This window comes from Pseudoalteromonas apostichopi, from assembly GCF_030297135.1.
Lineage (GTDB): Bacteria > Pseudomonadota > Gammaproteobacteria > Enterobacterales > Alteromonadaceae > Pseudoalteromonas > Pseudoalteromonas apostichopi.
This window is the reverse complement of sequence record NZ_AP028065.1, coordinates 1,642,289-1,658,111: the sequence shown is the minus strand read 5'-3', so window position 1 is coordinate 1,658,111 and position 15,823 is coordinate 1,642,289. Positions and strand designations below refer to the sequence as shown.

Genomic DNA, 15,823 nt, shown 5'->3' with positions numbered 1-15,823 from the left:
GAAACCCAACATACCCCATCTAAGCCTCTGCAAATCTTTTAATTAATAAAATAACCCAAAGGTTGCCACTGGCCACTATTTTTACTTAGGCTAATTGTTTCAACCGCTTGCTCTTTATTCATGAACTGGCTTTGAAATTGAATGATCACGTATTCGCCATCAGGTGTTCCGGGTAAAGAATCGTACTTCATCAGGCTTAAATTCTTACGTAAAATCACTTTGCCAAGTGGGACACGAACTTGTTTTAACACGTTACTCCAGTTACTTTGCGGCATTGCTTGTTTAAACAATGAGTCTGTTTGCTGCCAGCTTTGCTGATACTGACCATTATCAATTAATACGAGCCAGCTTTTAGCGTGATTTATAACCTCGAGTTCTTCAGCGTTTGCACAAAAGCAGCTTAAAAAAGTGATCAATAAGAGCGTTTTTCTCATAGCAATTCCATTTACTTGTTGTTTATTGAATTCGTCTTGAAGTGTTTTTATGTTACGGCGACGAACAATAAATACTATTCATCAATTGTGCGGTTTATTTTCCCGCAGATAAGCATTTTGACTGCCGATAAATCTTACAGCACATAGCTCAAGGTGCTTTGTACTGTTTTAAACTAATTGATCAAGTAACCCAGCGGATGCCAGCCGTCAGCAGCTTTACTAAGACTTAGCGTTTCAATCACAGCTTCTTTATTCATGAACTCGGTTTGAAACTTGACCACTAAATACTCACCATTTGGCAGACCGGGTAATGAGTCATATTTTGCTGTGCCAAAATAGGTGCGAGACATAACTCGGCCTAAAGGAACGCGTATTTGATTTAAGGCCGTTTGCCAGCGAGCTTTGGGCGTGGTGCTTTGAAAGACCTGATCAGCTTGCTGCCAGCTCTCGTGGTACTCACCCGAATCAACCAAGTTTAACCATGCTCTGGCAGTTGCAATAGGGTTTTCCTCTTCAGCATTGGCAAATAAACAAACCAATAATGATGTCAGTAAAAATAGTTTTTGTAGCGTAAATCCATTTACAGAAAGTAATAAAATTTGACGCATAAGACGCCCTCACTTCGTTCATAGGGTGAATTCATAATACGAATGAGTTGGTTAATTTCTATACTAAAAAAGTGTTAGTAAAGGTGTTTTGGTGAGATTTAAGTGTTGTTTTTTATTTGAACGATCTTTGCAACTGAGTCCTCAAAGTGGCGATGTAGATTAAATTATTAAGTTTATACTGTTGATTTGTTGAGCAAAAAAAGTCGTGTTAACAGCTGCTAAATGTAACGACAATGACCATAAATAACTCTTATTTTTACTGCTAAGGAAGTTTCGTATTTGCGTGCTCGATATTTCAGAGCCCGCATAGTTACTGGGTTTTTGCCCCTTTTTTGGGTTTTATGGGAGAAATAAGCGAGGGGAAAGCGACAAGAGTAAAGCTTATAGCTCAAAACTTACAGCTTCCATCAAACCAACACACTCATTAGCACTCCTGGGTCGCTAATACCTGCTTCTTTTAGCGCGTCGCTAATTGATTGGCTAAGAGACATTATTTGCGTTTGAATTTCCATGACCATTTTGGTCTGCGTTTCAACTTGCACTTTTACAGCTTCATCTTCTTGGTTTTTAAGTGCTTGCAGTTTGGCTAATTGCTCTTTGGCAAGTTCAAGTTGCTCTTTAAGCTTTTCTAGCTGTTCAACCATTTTGCGAATATGAGCAGGGAGTTCGCTAGTTATTTCTTCTTTTTGAGCGGGCTCTGTTTCACGACCAGAGAGTTTATTTATCTCTAGGTTGCTGAGTTTGTAGCCTACTTTTGGGTTGGTATTACCGCTTGCTGTATCTGCGTTTGAGATAGTTAACGCACTTGCTAATGAGTTAATAGCCATAATGATAGCGATGAAAGTGAATGATATGTACGTATCGGCAAGGGGTACTAAAGCTTTAGAAAAAAGCCGGGTTTTCACCCGGCCTTTCCAGACAACAAATAGTTGAGGTGAGGCAGCTCACCTCACTTTGTTACTCTTGTGCAGCAGCTGCATCGTAGAGTGCTTTTATTTCTTCAGCACTAATCGCACCGTTGAAAATTTTCAGTTCATCGATAGCACCGTTATAAGGTGTATCCCAGTAGTTAACACCGAGTGCAAACTCATTTGTTTCACCAGGAACCGTGAATACGCGCGGGAAGCCACCGGTTTCTAGCTGTAGTTCACCGTTAACATACATCTTCAACACGTCACCGTTGGTACCATCAACAGTGAATGCAACGTGAGTCCACTCTTTTGCAGGAATACGGCTATCTAGTTCTGCATTATCGAAGAAGGCCCCGTTATTTGCCCATAAACGAGTTAGGCCTGTACCAGCCATAGATGGCACATAACTTAACCAAGCGTTAGCACTTGCTCCGGCAAAAAATACGGATGTGTAATCTGTGAAGCTTTCAGGTTTAAGCCACATAGATACAGAGTAGTCATTGGTAGTGATTAGGTTATCCGGTAGACGAACACCTGAACCTTCAAGGAATACTGCTTGGCCAATAATACCGTCAACATAGCTCACGCTACCGCCTGTATTATTGATGAAACCACCGGTTGATTTACCTGCCGCGTATGCGCCGTTTAATGCACTTAGGTCACCTTCAAAGCTGTATTCAGCAGGCGCAAGTGATTTTAAGGTTACATCGAATGACTTAGTATCAGTAAAGTCTTTGTACTTAATGGTTGCAGTTAATGTCACAACTTGGTCGCCAGCAGACGCGCTAGGTTGTGTCACAACAGCAGTGCCATTAACAGGTTTTAAGTACTCTTCGTTGTTTGACGTCCAGCTAATACCAGACACGAATGGACCTACACGTGGTAACTCAAAGCTTTCACGTACTGCAGATAAGTCACCTAAATCAAGTGCACTCTTAATGAATGCAGGGAAGTTATCTGGGTTGGTTTGGTTTGTCATTGCTGCAGCATTAATATTAAAACTATTAAGGGCATAGTCATATACAATGAATTCATCAATTTGACCTTGGAAAGGTAAATCCCAGCCGTAGTTCACACCCAGAGCAAAGTTACTAGATTCATGGCTGAACATATCTGGGCGAGGCATAGAGCCAACTAAGACCCCATCCGAGTAATAGTTCATAATCCCTTCATCATAGCTAATGGCCACATGAGTCCATTCGCTTTGAGTTGCTTTTTGTGTATGAACTATTTGATTCCATAGCTCTTCACCATTATCACCAAGATAAAAACTCCAAATTAATGGGTTTTCGGTAAAATGAGCAGCTCCACCAGGTATGTAGCTAATCCAACGATTGGCATTTTCTGCTGCAAAGAATAGTGGTGTGTAAGGAGTGAGTGTGTCTGGTTTTGACCAAAAAGAAACGGTAAAACTGTCAGAGTTAATGATTTCATCAGGTAAGCGTACGCCGGTTGCACCATCAAAGTTAAAGGCTTTACCTGTTTGACCTTCTGCGTATGCAGCTGTACCAGCACCCACATTTAACAGGTTGTTATCTGTTACACCAGCATCATCAAGGTTACCTAAGCCATCACTTAACGAATCTTCAAACGCATAGTGTGCAATCGCATTTTTAAACTCAGGGCGCGCCTCAAGGTTTACATTAAAAGTCTTGGTTGTGCTCTCGCCATTTAAAGAGATATTAGCCGTTAAAGTAACCGCTTTATCGCCGCGGTCTGGTGTTGGAATAAATACAGAGCCTTCACTGGTGATGTAGTATTCATCACTACTTTCCCAGTTAATTGCAGCACCATCTTTACCTTTTGTTGGTAATGAATAGCCTTCGTCTGCAATTGATAATTCCGTTTTAATATCAAGCGCTTCTTGAACAGTACCCAGTACGTTAGCAGTATCTGTGATTTCATCACGTTTACTTGCCCAAATGGTAGCACCTTCGCTTGATGTGGCCGATACAGTGACCGCCATCGCTTTAGTTGCATCATCCCATTGCCATTTAGCTACGCCAAAGTAAGTACCAGAATCTAACTCAAGTTTAATATTTGAGTCATCAATCATGTACCAGATACCTGGATCATCACCCGTTACTGAGTGATCTTCGTTTAATGCAATATGCATTGAACGAATAGCATCTGTGTTTACATCGTTACCATGGTTGATAAATTTGTAGTAACCATAAAGTTCATCAGCAACAACCATGTTGTCGCCTTCAAGCGGCACATAACGTTGCGGTGAAGCCATTGGCCAACCTAATGAGTTAATAAACATTTCATGTACACGAACTTGGTGCGCTGCAGTATTTTCAGGGAACTCAGTAGACGTTTGTGGGAAACGTGTATGCGTTACTAAGATATGACGACCTGTCGCTTCATCATAGTAAGCAGAGTTATGGCCTGGTGATTGGTAGCCCCACGCTGGTGCTGTTTCGCCAAGTTCTTGCGTGTACTCAAAGCCGCCCATTAGTTTTTCGCCGACCTCAAGGCCGCCTATAGCTGCAATGTCATTACCTGCGTTATCTAAGTAAGGGCCATCAGGTGTTTTAGAGCGAGCAACACGGATGTTGTAACCACCGTTAAGATCAAACCCTGCAACTGAGAAGAATAGGTAGTAGTATTCACTTTCTGGGCTGTACATTACAAATGCCCCTTCCATTGCGCGGAAGTCACCGCCTACTAGCTTTTTACCATACCCTTGGCCTGCTTCTGGCATACCCGTTTCTTCGTCCATTGCTAGCACGAAAATACCGCCAGAGTAAGAGCCGTAAACCATCCAAAGTTTGCCGTCAGCATCGTAGAAGGCAGCAGGATCAATGGCATTAGGATCAACGGCACCGTTCCATGTTGTTTGGCCGTTATCAAGTGGGTATGCTGTAAATTCTGCTTCTGAGCGATAACCGCTGCGTAAGAAAATGCCTTTGTTTTTATACGGGCCTTCAATATTGTCCGCTTCAGCTAAACCAAGGTAAGAGCGATTCCAGCACACTTCATCAACAACATCCGGTGTATCTGGGTTGTCTTGTGCACAGTGGTTATAGTAGAACCAAAACTTGCCATTTGGTGCCTGAATAACATCAGCAGCCCAGTTTCCAGTGAAACCGTCTGTCCATTCGATGCCTTCGGCAATTTCAGCTGTGTAGTTGTAATCAAATAGCGGACTTTCATTAACAGCTTCGTTAGCTGAAAGACTCGAAATCATTTCCCAGTTCAAGAGATCAGTTGATTTAGCGGCAGCAAGGTGTGAACCAAAAATATAATAAGTATCGTCAACTTTAACGACAGAAGGATCGTGCACGCTTACATTGGTAACCATTACGCTACCTGATTCAGTGTATTCAACACTGCTGCTTACTGTCGGTTTTGCACTTTGTGGGTCGGCAACCGCTGGTGCTGTGTCAAGCTTAGTACCATCTTCTTTGCCACAACCTGTAACAGCCAAAGAGCAGGCTATGACCATGGCTAATTTATTTAATTTCATTTTATGTGTCCTCTTGAAACTGGGATTCATTTTTTTATTCGATTGTTGTCAATAAAATTGCCGCGTGCCTATATCAAACTAATAAGAACGTAGTATTGTAATTTTATAGTACGATTTAAAATGTGCAAATACTTTTGCAAAGGTAATTGATATGTAAACACGAAGTGTCAGTGTTTACAATGTGTACAGCGTGATTTTAATTTTTTCAAGTTGCCAGTTTTGGCGTTTTTTTCGATGTTTTTGCTCTATTAGGGAAGTTTTTTGCTTATCTGCAAGTGAGGATTTTCCGGTAAATTTGTTTATTTGTATTACATTTGACCACTAAAAAGGGCTCTTAAAGAGCCCTTTTTGAGATTAGTTGTCTTGTTTACTTAGACCTTCAGTGGTCATGATAATACGTTTAAGTGTGCCATCTTCATTGTAATATAGCGGCTCAATCGCCACTGAGCGGCGAAAACGCCCGCCACTTGGTTTGCCATCAATCGGTGGTACAGCGCCAGTATGGTAAATAAAGTAGTCTTTACCTTTGTATTCGATGATTGATTGGTGGTTGGTTTCGCTGTTACCTGCGATCTCATTCAAGATACCTTTATATTCCCATGGCCCATGAATGCTTTTACTCATGGCATAACAGATCTTCTCAGGGAACTCACATGCGTAAGATACATAGTAGTTGTCGTTTTTCTTATGAACCCATAATGCTTCGGTAAAGTTAGGCAAGTCTAGCGTTTTAATTTCACCATCTAGAGACAGTAAGTCGTCGCTTAGCTTTACGTATTTTGGCATTAAGTTACCAAAGAACATGTAAGTATCACCGTTTTCTTCAGTGAAAATAGCTGGATCAATGTCGTCCCAATCATTTGGTGTGTGCTTGGTCATGTCATCAGTAACAAGCGCGTGACCAATCGCGTCTTTAAATGGACCCGTTGGTGATTTAGAAGTAGCAACACCAATTGCAAAACCTGGTTTTGTATCGTTGTGGCGAACAGTTGTAAAGAAGTAGAAAGTGCCATCACGCTCAATCATATGTGAAGCCCATGCTTCACCTTTTGCCCATTTAAAGTCTGTAGCTTTCATGATTGGACCGTGTTTTTTCCAGTTAACCATATCTGTTGATGAAAAGGCTAACCAGTCATGCATTTCAAAAAATACGTCATTATTAGGTGCTTCATCATGACCTGTATAAAGGTATACGGTGTCGTTATGAACAAGTGCTGCAGGATCTGCAGTAAATACATCGGTGAATAATGGGTTTTGTGCAACGGCTAAGCTGCTCGAAAAAAGCAATGGCAGCGCTAACGCTTTCAATTTCTTCATGAGTGTCCTCTGTGATTAATAATTGTTGTTCGAACTGCTGCTTTTGTACTTAAGGCTCGCTCTAAGTGACCAGATAATACACAGTGTACGCCTGATTATACTGAGTAACTGATTGTTTACATCAAAACAAATCAGCAAAAGTGCAGCAAAAAATAGCTCTATATTGTATTATTGTATTTTAATCATAGTAGCACCAAAATACGCCGAGTAAATAACTTGTTAGCCCTTTTTTGTTGCTCTAGATGAGTGAAAGACAAATTAAATAAGCAAACCAGTAAACGCTAAGCTACTGATAATAATGGGCCTTAATAAATTCCCAAAACAAAAACGCAGCACGATTTGAGTTTGTAACATGTTATAATTGCAACGTTTTTTGTAAACATAATGACAGTTATTTTAATTTGGCTTTTTGAGTTGACTGTTAAATAATCATACAATATGATTAAAGTTCAGGCAGCAATGTATTAACATAAAAAATATAGACACACTCGCGCACCGTTTTGACAACACACGATGCACAATGCAGTGGTCACTCTTCGGTAACTGAATGGGGAAAGTTCAGCGGACCGATATAACTATAATTTGGAGAACACCGCTTATGTTTAAAAGAACACACATAGCCAGTGCTGTAGTTATGGCATTTACCTGTCAATTTGCTTTTGCGCAGGAGGAAACACCAAAAACTCCTGATAATAACGTCGATGAGATGGAAGTCATTCAAGTATCAGGTATTCGCGGCAGTTTAAACAAAGCGCTAGATGAAAAACGTGCAAGCGTTCAAATCGTGGATGCAATTGTTGCTGAAGATATTGGCAAATTCCCTGATAACAACGTAGTTGAAGCACTACAACGTGTAACAGGTGTACAAACAACGGGCCGTGGTGCTGGTGAAGTAAGCGCGGTTTCAATCCGTGGTCTTACTGATGTTAATACCACAGTTAATGGTCGTGCTATCTTTACAGGTGCGGGTCGTGATGTGGCACTGCAAGACATTCCTGCAAGTTTACTTTCAGGCGTAACAGTTTATAAAACCCGTTCGGCGGATCAAATCGAACGTGGTATCGCAGGTGCGATTGATATTAAAACTCACCGTCCTTTCAACTTCGAAGGTGAAAAAGTTGTTTTAGCGGCACGTGCGATTTACTCTGATCAACCCGATGAAGTTGATCCAAATATCAGTGCATTACTCTCTAACCGTTGGGAAATCGACGGTGCTGGTGAGTTTGGTGCGTTAGTTAATATTTCATACGCTGAAACACATTACCGCGATGATTCTATGACTGCGGGCGCTGCATTTCCATTCTTTACTGATAAACCGCAGGCTAATTATTCGCCGTATTCACGTATACCGAATGAATTTTGGACTCAAGGTACTGAGTTAGGCCTACCTACTGCATCAGGTTCTACTTTAGATGTAAATGGTGAGCCAACTGAATATTTACTAGCGCGTGATGCAATTTTTGGTGCTTCATACACAGGTCTTCGTAAACGTCCTGCGGCGTCTGTATCTTTACAGTGGGCACCAGATGAAACCCTCGAAATTACAGCAGAAGGTTTCTATACAGGTTACGAAAACGAATCGCAAAATGCGATGTGGTTCTCAAATACTTTTGAAAACGGCAACGGCTTTATTGAAACGCCAACCGTGTTTGATGGCACTAACGTAATTAAAGAAAAGCAAGCAATTGGAGCAGGTGGCTTCCAAAGTGGCGATTTTTCATACGGTAAAACAGATAGCTACTTATATGCTCTAGGAGCCGAGTGGCAAGCAAGCGATTATCTCACCATCAACACTGAAGTTGTTTACCAAGACAGTGAGTACGAAACAGATTTTTTTGCAATGCGCTTTGACCGTAGAGCTTATGGCTTAGACGTTGACTTTAACGATAAAGACGGTGTACCAGGTATCGCGTTTTGGGATAACCCAAATACAGCGGTAAACGAAGCAGATATGGCTGCTATCGAAAACTGGAATGCCGGCACTATTTATGACAATGGCGGCGGTAATGCCGGTGATGCACTAACCTTCACATTTGATGCAGAATATCTTATTGGCGGCGCTATCTTCGATAAAGTGAAGTTTGGTGGTCGTTACGAAAAACGTACAGCGCAAGAATACACACGTGGTCAAGATGCTGGCATTGCTAACACTTCTTTAGCAAGTTTTATTGAACAGCTAGCAGCTGCGGGTGCATCCGGCGATGGTACAGGCGTTGTATTCCAGGTTGATGATTATTTCGATGGCCGCGCTGACGTATTCAACAGCTTTATAACTGCTGATGGTGGATACATGCTAGATAACGGCGATGCTGTTCGTAGTGTTTATGGCATTGAAGCTGAGGACGTATACAAAACATTTGATATCGAAGAAAATTCATACGCGCTTTATGCAACAACTAACTTCTTCTTAACGGAAGATATTAGCGGTGAATTTGGCTTACGTTATGTAAGCTACGAGCAAGATATGGACTTTGTCGCTGAATCTGGCGGAATGAACTCAAACGTTTTTGAAGAAAGCTCAGCAAGTGCTGATAGCAGCGCATTACTACCAAGCTTTGTGCTTAACTGGAACATCACAGATGATGTAGTGGGTCGTGTTGCGTACACAGAAACATTACGTATGCCTAACTTTGCTGACTTAAACGCGCTGCAATACTGGTACGATCCTCTAACAGAAGGTGCAACATACGGTACAGGTAATGGTGGTAACCCAGAGCTTAAACCTACAGAATCAAAGAACTACGACGTATCACTTGAGTGGTACTTCGCAGATACAAGCTCACTTTATGCTGCTTATTTTAAACGTGAAATTGAAGGCTTAGTTGTTGCGGGTCGTAAGCAAGTTGTGCGCGAAGGTGATGACGGCGTAACACGTCCATATGTATTAAGCGCACCAGTGAATGCTTCAAACGGTGAGTTGTCTGGTTTAGAAATTGGTTTAGTTTACTTCCCTGAAAATTTACCAGATTACTTAAACGGTTTTGGTGTGCAAGCAAGCTACACGATGCTTGATTCAGAACAGGATACACCTGAATTCAATGAGCTAGGTGAAATCTCTGGTTATGTTGATTCGCAAATGGCCGGTGTTTCTGATGAATCGTACAGCATCGTAGGTATCTACGAGCGTGATTCATTCGACATGCGTTTATCTTATGTGTGGCGTTCTGAGTTCTACACAGGTAACGAAGCGGCAATCTTTGCTAATCCAATTCAGTTTTGGAGTCGTCCTGAGCAAAGCTTAGACTTCCAATTTAGCTACAATGTGAATGATGATTTAGTGGTTACTTTTGATGCAACGAACATCCTAGATGACGTATATCAAAATTACTATGGTGAAGGTAACGACAACCTATTTAACTTTGGTAATGGTATCTACTCACGAACGTTTGCACTTGGCGCACGTTATTCTTTCTAAATTTCTAAAATAGACCCAAAACCCCGGCTTTGCTGGGGTTTTTTATTGGTTTTTATAAACCAAACTATCGGTCGAAAAGAGTTGCGATTTAATAAGTATGATAATACTATTAATTAGATTAGCATTAAATTTACAAAAATAACGAACGCTATGGCCAAGCTGTGTAATATCTAAGGCTGTAAATTTATTTGATGCGCAATGTTGATGGTTTTCGACATTGCTTGAAATAGTGAGTTGCGACTCATTATTGACCAATTAGGGTGTTGTTGTATGGAATCTCAAAAGTTATCCGTTGTAGAAAAGGTCGGCTTTGGTGCCGGTGACATGGCAGTGAATGTCATGGTTGCAGCGTTATTCTATTTTATGTCTTTCTTTTACACCGATATCTACGGGCTTGATCCGGTTGATATGGGGGTGTTGTTTTTAGTGGCGCGTTTTGTTGATGCCTTTACCGATCCATTAATGGGAGTGATCACCGACAAAGTGAAAACTCGTTGGGGTCAGTTCCGTCACTGGTTCTTATTTTTATCTGTGCCATATGGTTTGTCGGTCGTACTGTTATTTACTACGCCTGATTTCGACTACAACATGAAGTTGGCTTGGGCTTATGCCACTTACCTGTTTGCAACCTTGATGTTTACCGGTGTTGCCATTCCTTATATTTCTTACATTGGTGTATTAACCGCTGATCCTAAAGAACGTTTGTCAGCCAACGGCTACCGTATGTTCTTCGCAAAAATTGCTAATGTAATAATCGTATTTTCAGTACCGCTACTTGCCTCATATTGGGGTGATGGCAGCTTGTCGTATGGTTATAAACTGGCAATGGCATTGGTATCGGCATGTGCCGTAGCACTATTTTTGTTTTGCTTCTTTACTACTCGCGAACGTATTACTCATGAGCCACAAACCGAAGGTGTACTTACGCAATTAAAAGTACTTATTAAGAACGACCAATGGTTACTACTGTGTGCAGCATGTGTGCTTGGTACGCTTGGCTATGCGATCCGTGGCAGTGTTGCTATGTATTACGCAACGTATTATTTAGGTGTACCAGATTTAGCGGGGGCCTTTACCAGTGCGGGTATTGCAGCATCTATTGTCTCAATGGTGGCAAGTACGTGGATCACCCAGCGTTACTGTAAAATGAAGCTATTCCGTCAATCACAAATTGCCGTGCTATTCATCTCATTGCTAATGTACTTTGTGGTGCAACCGGGCGATGTAATGATGGCGTTTGTGCTTTATATCATCTTGTCATTTGTGGTTGATTTACATGCACCTGTGTTCTGGTCTGCTATTGCTGAAGCCGTAGATTACGGTGAAATTAAAGACGGCGTCCGTGCATCGGGCCTATCGTTTGGTGGTATTTCATTCTGCCAAAAAGCAGGGGGCGGTTTAGCTGGCTTAGCGGGTGGTTTATTACTGGCATTTTTTGAGTACAAGCCTAACGTTGAGCAAACCGAATTTACCCTAATGGGCTTAGCACTGATGCTAACTATCATTCCTGGTGTATTCCACGCCTTGCTAGGTCTGATCTTGAAAAAATACAAAATTACCGATGAGTACTATACGGATATGGTTATTCATAAACGCCTACCAAAATAACTACTCTTTAAACGCACACACTTAAAAAGTGTGTGCGCTTTGCTCTTTAAAATAACAATTCGCTGGGAGACAACAGTATGAACACATTCAAAGTTAGCTATTTGGCAAGCGTTTGCGCTGCAATATTAACTGTGAGCGGTTGCAGTGAAATGCCAACTGACAGTAAACAAGCTGCTTCTGTTGAGCATGCTGAACATACCAGCGAACAACATTTATTTGCCCTCAAGCAAATAAGTTTAAGTGCCAGCCCGTTTTTACATGCACAACAAACGAATGTGCGTTATTTATTAGCACTTCATCCTGATCAGCTGCTTGCTCCTTATCTGCGTGAAGCAGGCCTTGAGCCAAAAGCGCCAAACTATGGCAACTGGGAAAGTACAGGCCTTGATGGTCATATTGGCGGTCATTATCTTTCTGCCTTGAGCCTTGCGTGGGCTGCCACAGGTGATGAAGAATTAAAGCAACGTTTAGATTATATGCTGAGTGAGCTGGATCGCGCTCAACAAGCCACAGGTGGTTACTTAGGCGGTATCCCAAATGGCGATGAAATGTGGCAGCAGATTGAAAGAGGTGAAATCAAAGCCGACTTATTCAGCTTAAACGACCGCTGGGTACCACTTTATAACATCGATAAAATTTTCCATGGCTTGCGTGATGCATACGACGTGGCAGGCAATGATAAAGCCAAACAAATGCTATTTAAGTTAGGCGAATGGTTCTTAGCGATCACTGCTAAGCTAACTGATGAGCAAGTTCAACAAATGCTGTATTCAGAGCATGGTGGCTTAAATGATGTTTTTGCTGATATGTATTTTATCAGTGACGATGAGCGCTACTTAAAACTAGCCCGACAGTTCTCTCATAACATCATTATTGAACCGTTGTTACATAAAGAAGATAAGTTAACTGGCCTGCATGCCAATACACAAATACCAAAAATTATTGGTATGTTGAAAGTGGCTAATGCCAGCGATGATAAAGCATGGCAGCAAGGTGCTGACTTTTTCTGGAAAACAGTAAGCCAAGAGCGCTCAGTATCTATTGGCGGTAACTCGGTACGTGAGCATTTTCATGATAAAAGTGACTTCACGCCCATGGTTGAAGATGTTGAAGGCCCAGAAACCTGCAACACTTACAACATGATGAAACTGAGTAAATTATTGTTCTTAAAAACCGGTGATACGCGCTATTTAGACTATTATGAGCGCGCCACATATAACCATATTTTATCGTCACAACACCCAGAGCATGGTGGTCTTGTTTACTTTACCTCAATGCGCCCTGGGCATTACCGCATGTATTCGTCAGTGCAAGATTCTATGTGGTGTTGCGTAGGCTCAGGTATTGAAAATCACAGCAAATATGGTGAGCTGATTTATAGCAATACCGGTAAAGAGTTATGGGTAAACTTGTTTATTCCAAGCACGTTAAATTGGCAGCAGCAGGGTTTACAGATCACGCAAGACAGCCAATTCCCAGATGATAACAAGGTCTCACTTACTGTGAATCGCTTGTCTGAAGAGCAAAGCTCTGAGTCGGTAATTCATATTCGTAAACCGTCTTGGCAGCAGGGTGAGCTGAGCTTTACTTTAAATGGACAGGCTGTAAGCGCAACCGAAAAAGACGGTTATTACAGTATCAGCCATGCATGGCAAAGCGGTGATAAGCTTGCTTTTGAACTTAGCCCTAAGCTTTATACTGAGCAGCTACCTGATGGTCAGCATTATTATTCTGTGATGTACGGACCTGTTGTAATGGCTACTAAAGTACACGCTTTTGCAAATGAAAAGCTTAACTTTGTTGCTGACAATAGCCGCATGGGCCACATCGCTGCAGGGCCAACTTGTCCGCCAGAAGCTCTACCAATCATGCTGAGTGAGCCAGAAAAATTTATTGCCGACCTCACTCGTAAGCCGGGTCAAGAGCTAGCATTTATCGCCGATAAAAATGTGGCGATTGCTAAACAAGGTATCGATAACACCAAAAGTACTGAGCTAATTCCGTTCTTCCGCTTACACGATAGTCGTTATCAAGTGTATTGGCCGCAGCAAAGCAAAGCTCAGTTCACGCAATTTGTTGCCAATGCAAAAGCTGTTGAACAAGCGAAAGAGCAACTTCGTTTATTAACCGTTGATCAAATTACGCCGGGTGAGCAACAACCTGAAGTTGAACACGACTTTAAAGGTGAAGGAACCCGTGCAGGTGTCAATAATGGTCATCACTGGCGCGATGCGACAGGTTGGTTTGAGTATCAGCTTAGTAACCCAGAACAAAAAGCGGTTGCTTTGCGTGTTCGCTATTTTATTGGCGATGTGGACCGTCATTTCTCTATTAATTTAAATGGTGAGCAATTAGCTGCAGTTAGTTTGCCCGTAGGCAAGCCAACTGATGAGTTCTACACCATTGATTACCCATTAACAGAGGCAATGAAAAAGTCGAAAACGCTTACCTTACGTTTTGCTGCCGACAAAGACTCTGTTGCTGGTGGTATCTATGGTATTCGTTTAATCAACACACAATAAAGAGTTGGCTATGTTAAGCAACAATGTGTTTGCGACGGCTAAAGAGCAAATCTTACCGTCGCTTTTAGATAACAACGCTGAGCAACACAGTTTTTATCACACACCCACAGGGCTTGGTTATCGAATAATTGAGCAAGGTCAGGGGGATAAACCTAGTTGGGATGCCACAGTGGTTGTGCATCAACGGGTTACACTTAAAAATGGTCGGGTGTTATTCGATACTCGCAAGCAAGGTGCTGCTGTAGAGTACGAAATTGCAGAGGCGATAGTGGGCTTACAAGAGGCGCTGCAATTAATGAATAAAGGGAGTCGCTTTGAGATTTTAATACCTGCGCACCTTGCACGTGATGTGTATAGCTCGTTTATTGACGAGAAGCATCAGCAAGGCTGTCAAAGCCCCATGCTAGTTGATATTACCTTGCTTGATTTTAATTAATAGTACCTTCTTGGAACCTCAAACTAGGTCACTTAAGTAAATAAAAAACCTGCAATTTTGCAGGTTTTTTACGTTTGAATAATTACTTTTTAAGCTTGGTTGTAAGCTTATTTAGGTCGGCTGGGTTAACAACAGGCCAATCGTTTTTCCAACTCATAGGTAAAATACGTAGCTTTTGCACGCCATTATCTGCTGTTTCGTAGGCGTGTAATACTAAATAGTCTTTACCATCAAAGGTATATGCAGCATTGTGACCAAGGGCTGCCCAATCTTTGTTACCTTCAATAACTAAGCTACCACCACCATCAATCATTGAGCGACCTTGCTTATCTAAATATGGGCCTTCAACATTTTTGCTGCGACCTACGCGAACATTGTAAGTACTTTTTACACCTTGGCAGCACTTATCAAATGATACAAATAGGTAGTAATAGCCGTTCTTTTTAAAGATATAAGGTGCTTCAATCGGACCATGCTCCGTGTTTGGACGACTCGCAATGTGGTGCCATTTTTCAGGCTTTGCTAAGCGAACCATGTCATCATCAAGTTGTACTAGCTTTAAGCCCCCCCAAAACGAACCGAAGCTCATCCACGGTGTACCCTTGTCATCTACGATAATCGCAGGGTCGATAGCGTTCCAATCGTCACGCTCTGGCACTGATTCAACCACAATACCGTAGTCAATCCACTTGTAATCAGGTGAGGCTGGGTCAAGGGTTTCGTTAACCGTTACACCAATTGCAGAGGTGTTTTTGCCAAATGCAGAGACTGAATAATAAAGGTAAAATTTACCATTTTTCTCGTATACATCGGGTGCCCATAAGTGGCCCCCGAAATTAGGGGAAACACGCTTTGCCCAACTTGGCTCATCTTTAAAAACGCGACCTGTGAGTTTCCAGTTGGTTAAATCTTTCGATTCATAATAGGTAATGCCAGGGCCTGTGCTAAATACATAATACGTGTCGCCTTCTTTGGCCATGACCGGATCGTGTACTTCAACTTGCTTTGCAGATACGGCTGCGGCAGAAAAAAGTAGCCCTGTTGAAAGCCACTTCATCGCTTGTGTCACGTTACTTACGAGTCTCATGCTTGAATACCTT

10 protein-coding genes are annotated in these 15,823 nt (G+C 41.9%); 4 read left to right on the top strand and 6 right to left on the bottom strand.

Annotated features, from left to right (window positions below):
* Positions 1-38: 38 nt before the first annotated feature.
* The 5 genes from QUE86_RS07400 to QUE86_RS07380 form a co-directional block, all read right to left on the bottom strand.
* The gene (locus QUE86_RS07400) at positions 39-434 is read right to left on the bottom strand and encodes a DUF4019 domain-containing protein (RefSeq protein WP_286260189.1); all 396 of its coding nucleotides are present in this window, start codon (positions 432-434) and stop codon (positions 39-41) included.
* A 173-nt stretch (positions 435-607) separates the two neighbouring features.
* A complete protein-coding gene (locus tag QUE86_RS07395; RefSeq protein WP_130050177.1) occupies positions 608-1,042 on the bottom strand; it encodes a DUF4019 domain-containing protein in 435 nt (144 codons plus the stop codon).
* 407 nt (positions 1,043-1,449) lie between these two features.
* Positions 1,450-1,947 (bottom strand): hypothetical protein, encoded by a 498-nt coding sequence (locus QUE86_RS07390; RefSeq protein WP_286260186.1) that lies wholly within the window; start codon positions 1,945-1,947, stop codon positions 1,450-1,452.
* 52 nt (positions 1,948-1,999) lie between these two features.
* Complete coding sequence (locus tag QUE86_RS07385) at positions 2,000-5,425, bottom strand: LamG-like jellyroll fold domain-containing protein (RefSeq protein ID WP_250661455.1); 3,426 nt, start codon at positions 5,423-5,425, stop codon at positions 2,000-2,002.
* Between the two features lie 354 nt (positions 5,426-5,779).
* A complete protein-coding gene (locus QUE86_RS07380) occupies positions 5,780-6,742 on the bottom strand; it encodes a glycoside hydrolase family 43 protein (RefSeq protein WP_239976786.1) in 963 nt (320 codons plus the stop codon).
* Positions 6,743-7,340: 598 nt separating this feature from the next.
* Between QUE86_RS07380 and QUE86_RS07375 the strand changes: the two genes are divergently transcribed.
* The 4 genes from QUE86_RS07375 (at position 7,341) to QUE86_RS07360 (ending at position 14,723) form a co-directional block, all read left to right on the top strand.
* Positions 7,341-10,157: a TonB-dependent receptor gene (locus QUE86_RS07375; RefSeq protein WP_130050179.1), complete on the top strand. Its 2,817-nt coding sequence runs from the start codon at positions 7,341-7,343 to the stop codon at positions 10,155-10,157.
* A gap of 270 nt (positions 10,158-10,427) precedes the next feature.
* On the top strand, positions 10,428-11,765 hold the full coding sequence (locus tag QUE86_RS07370; protein ID WP_130050180.1) for an MFS transporter: 1,338 nt from the start codon (positions 10,428-10,430) through the stop codon (positions 11,763-11,765).
* Positions 11,766-11,842: 77 nt separating this feature from the next.
* Positions 11,843-14,287: a glycoside hydrolase family 127 protein gene (locus tag QUE86_RS07365; protein ID WP_286260180.1), complete on the top strand. Its 2,445-nt coding sequence runs from the start codon at positions 11,843-11,845 to the stop codon at positions 14,285-14,287.
* A 10-nt stretch (positions 14,288-14,297) separates the two neighbouring features.
* The gene (locus tag QUE86_RS07360) at positions 14,298-14,723 is read left to right on the top strand and encodes an FKBP-type peptidyl-prolyl cis-trans isomerase (protein WP_178926405.1); all 426 of its coding nucleotides are present in this window, start codon (positions 14,298-14,300) and stop codon (positions 14,721-14,723) included.
* 82 nt (positions 14,724-14,805) lie between these two features.
* On the opposite strand, the gene QUE86_RS07355 is transcribed toward QUE86_RS07360, so the two are convergent.
* Positions 14,806-15,810, bottom strand: a complete 1,005-nt coding sequence (locus QUE86_RS07355) for an arabinan endo-1,5-alpha-L-arabinosidase (protein WP_434784472.1) — start codon at positions 15,808-15,810, stop codon at positions 14,806-14,808.
* Positions 15,811-15,823 lie beyond the last annotated feature (13 nt).

Coding starts and splice junctions, on each gene's coding strand:
- QUE86_RS07380 (WP_239976786.1), bottom strand. CDS start 6,742: ATGAAGAAATTGAAAGCGTTAGCGCTGCCATTGCTTTTTTCGAGCAGC.
- QUE86_RS07365 (WP_286260180.1), top strand. CDS start 11,843: ATGAACACATTCAAAGTTAGCTATTTGGCAAGCGTTTGCGCTGCAATA.
- QUE86_RS07355 (WP_434784472.1), bottom strand. CDS start 15,810: ATGAGACTCGTAAGTAACGTGACACAAGCGATGAAGTGGCTTTCAACA.
- QUE86_RS07400 (WP_286260189.1), bottom strand. CDS start 434: ATGAGAAAAACGCTCTTATTGATCACTTTTTTAAGCTGCTTTTGTGCA.
- QUE86_RS07375 (WP_130050179.1), top strand. CDS start 7,341: ATGTTTAAAAGAACACACATAGCCAGTGCTGTAGTTATGGCATTTACC.
- QUE86_RS07370 (WP_130050180.1), top strand. CDS start 10,428: ATGGAATCTCAAAAGTTATCCGTTGTAGAAAAGGTCGGCTTTGGTGCC.
- QUE86_RS07385 (WP_250661455.1), bottom strand. CDS start 5,425: ATGAAATTAAATAAATTAGCCATGGTCATAGCCTGCTCTTTGGCTGTT.
- QUE86_RS07360 (WP_178926405.1), top strand. CDS start 14,298: ATGTTAAGCAACAATGTGTTTGCGACGGCTAAAGAGCAAATCTTACCG.
- QUE86_RS07395 (WP_130050177.1), bottom strand. CDS start 1,042: ATGCGTCAAATTTTATTACTTTCTGTAAATGGATTTACGCTACAAAAA.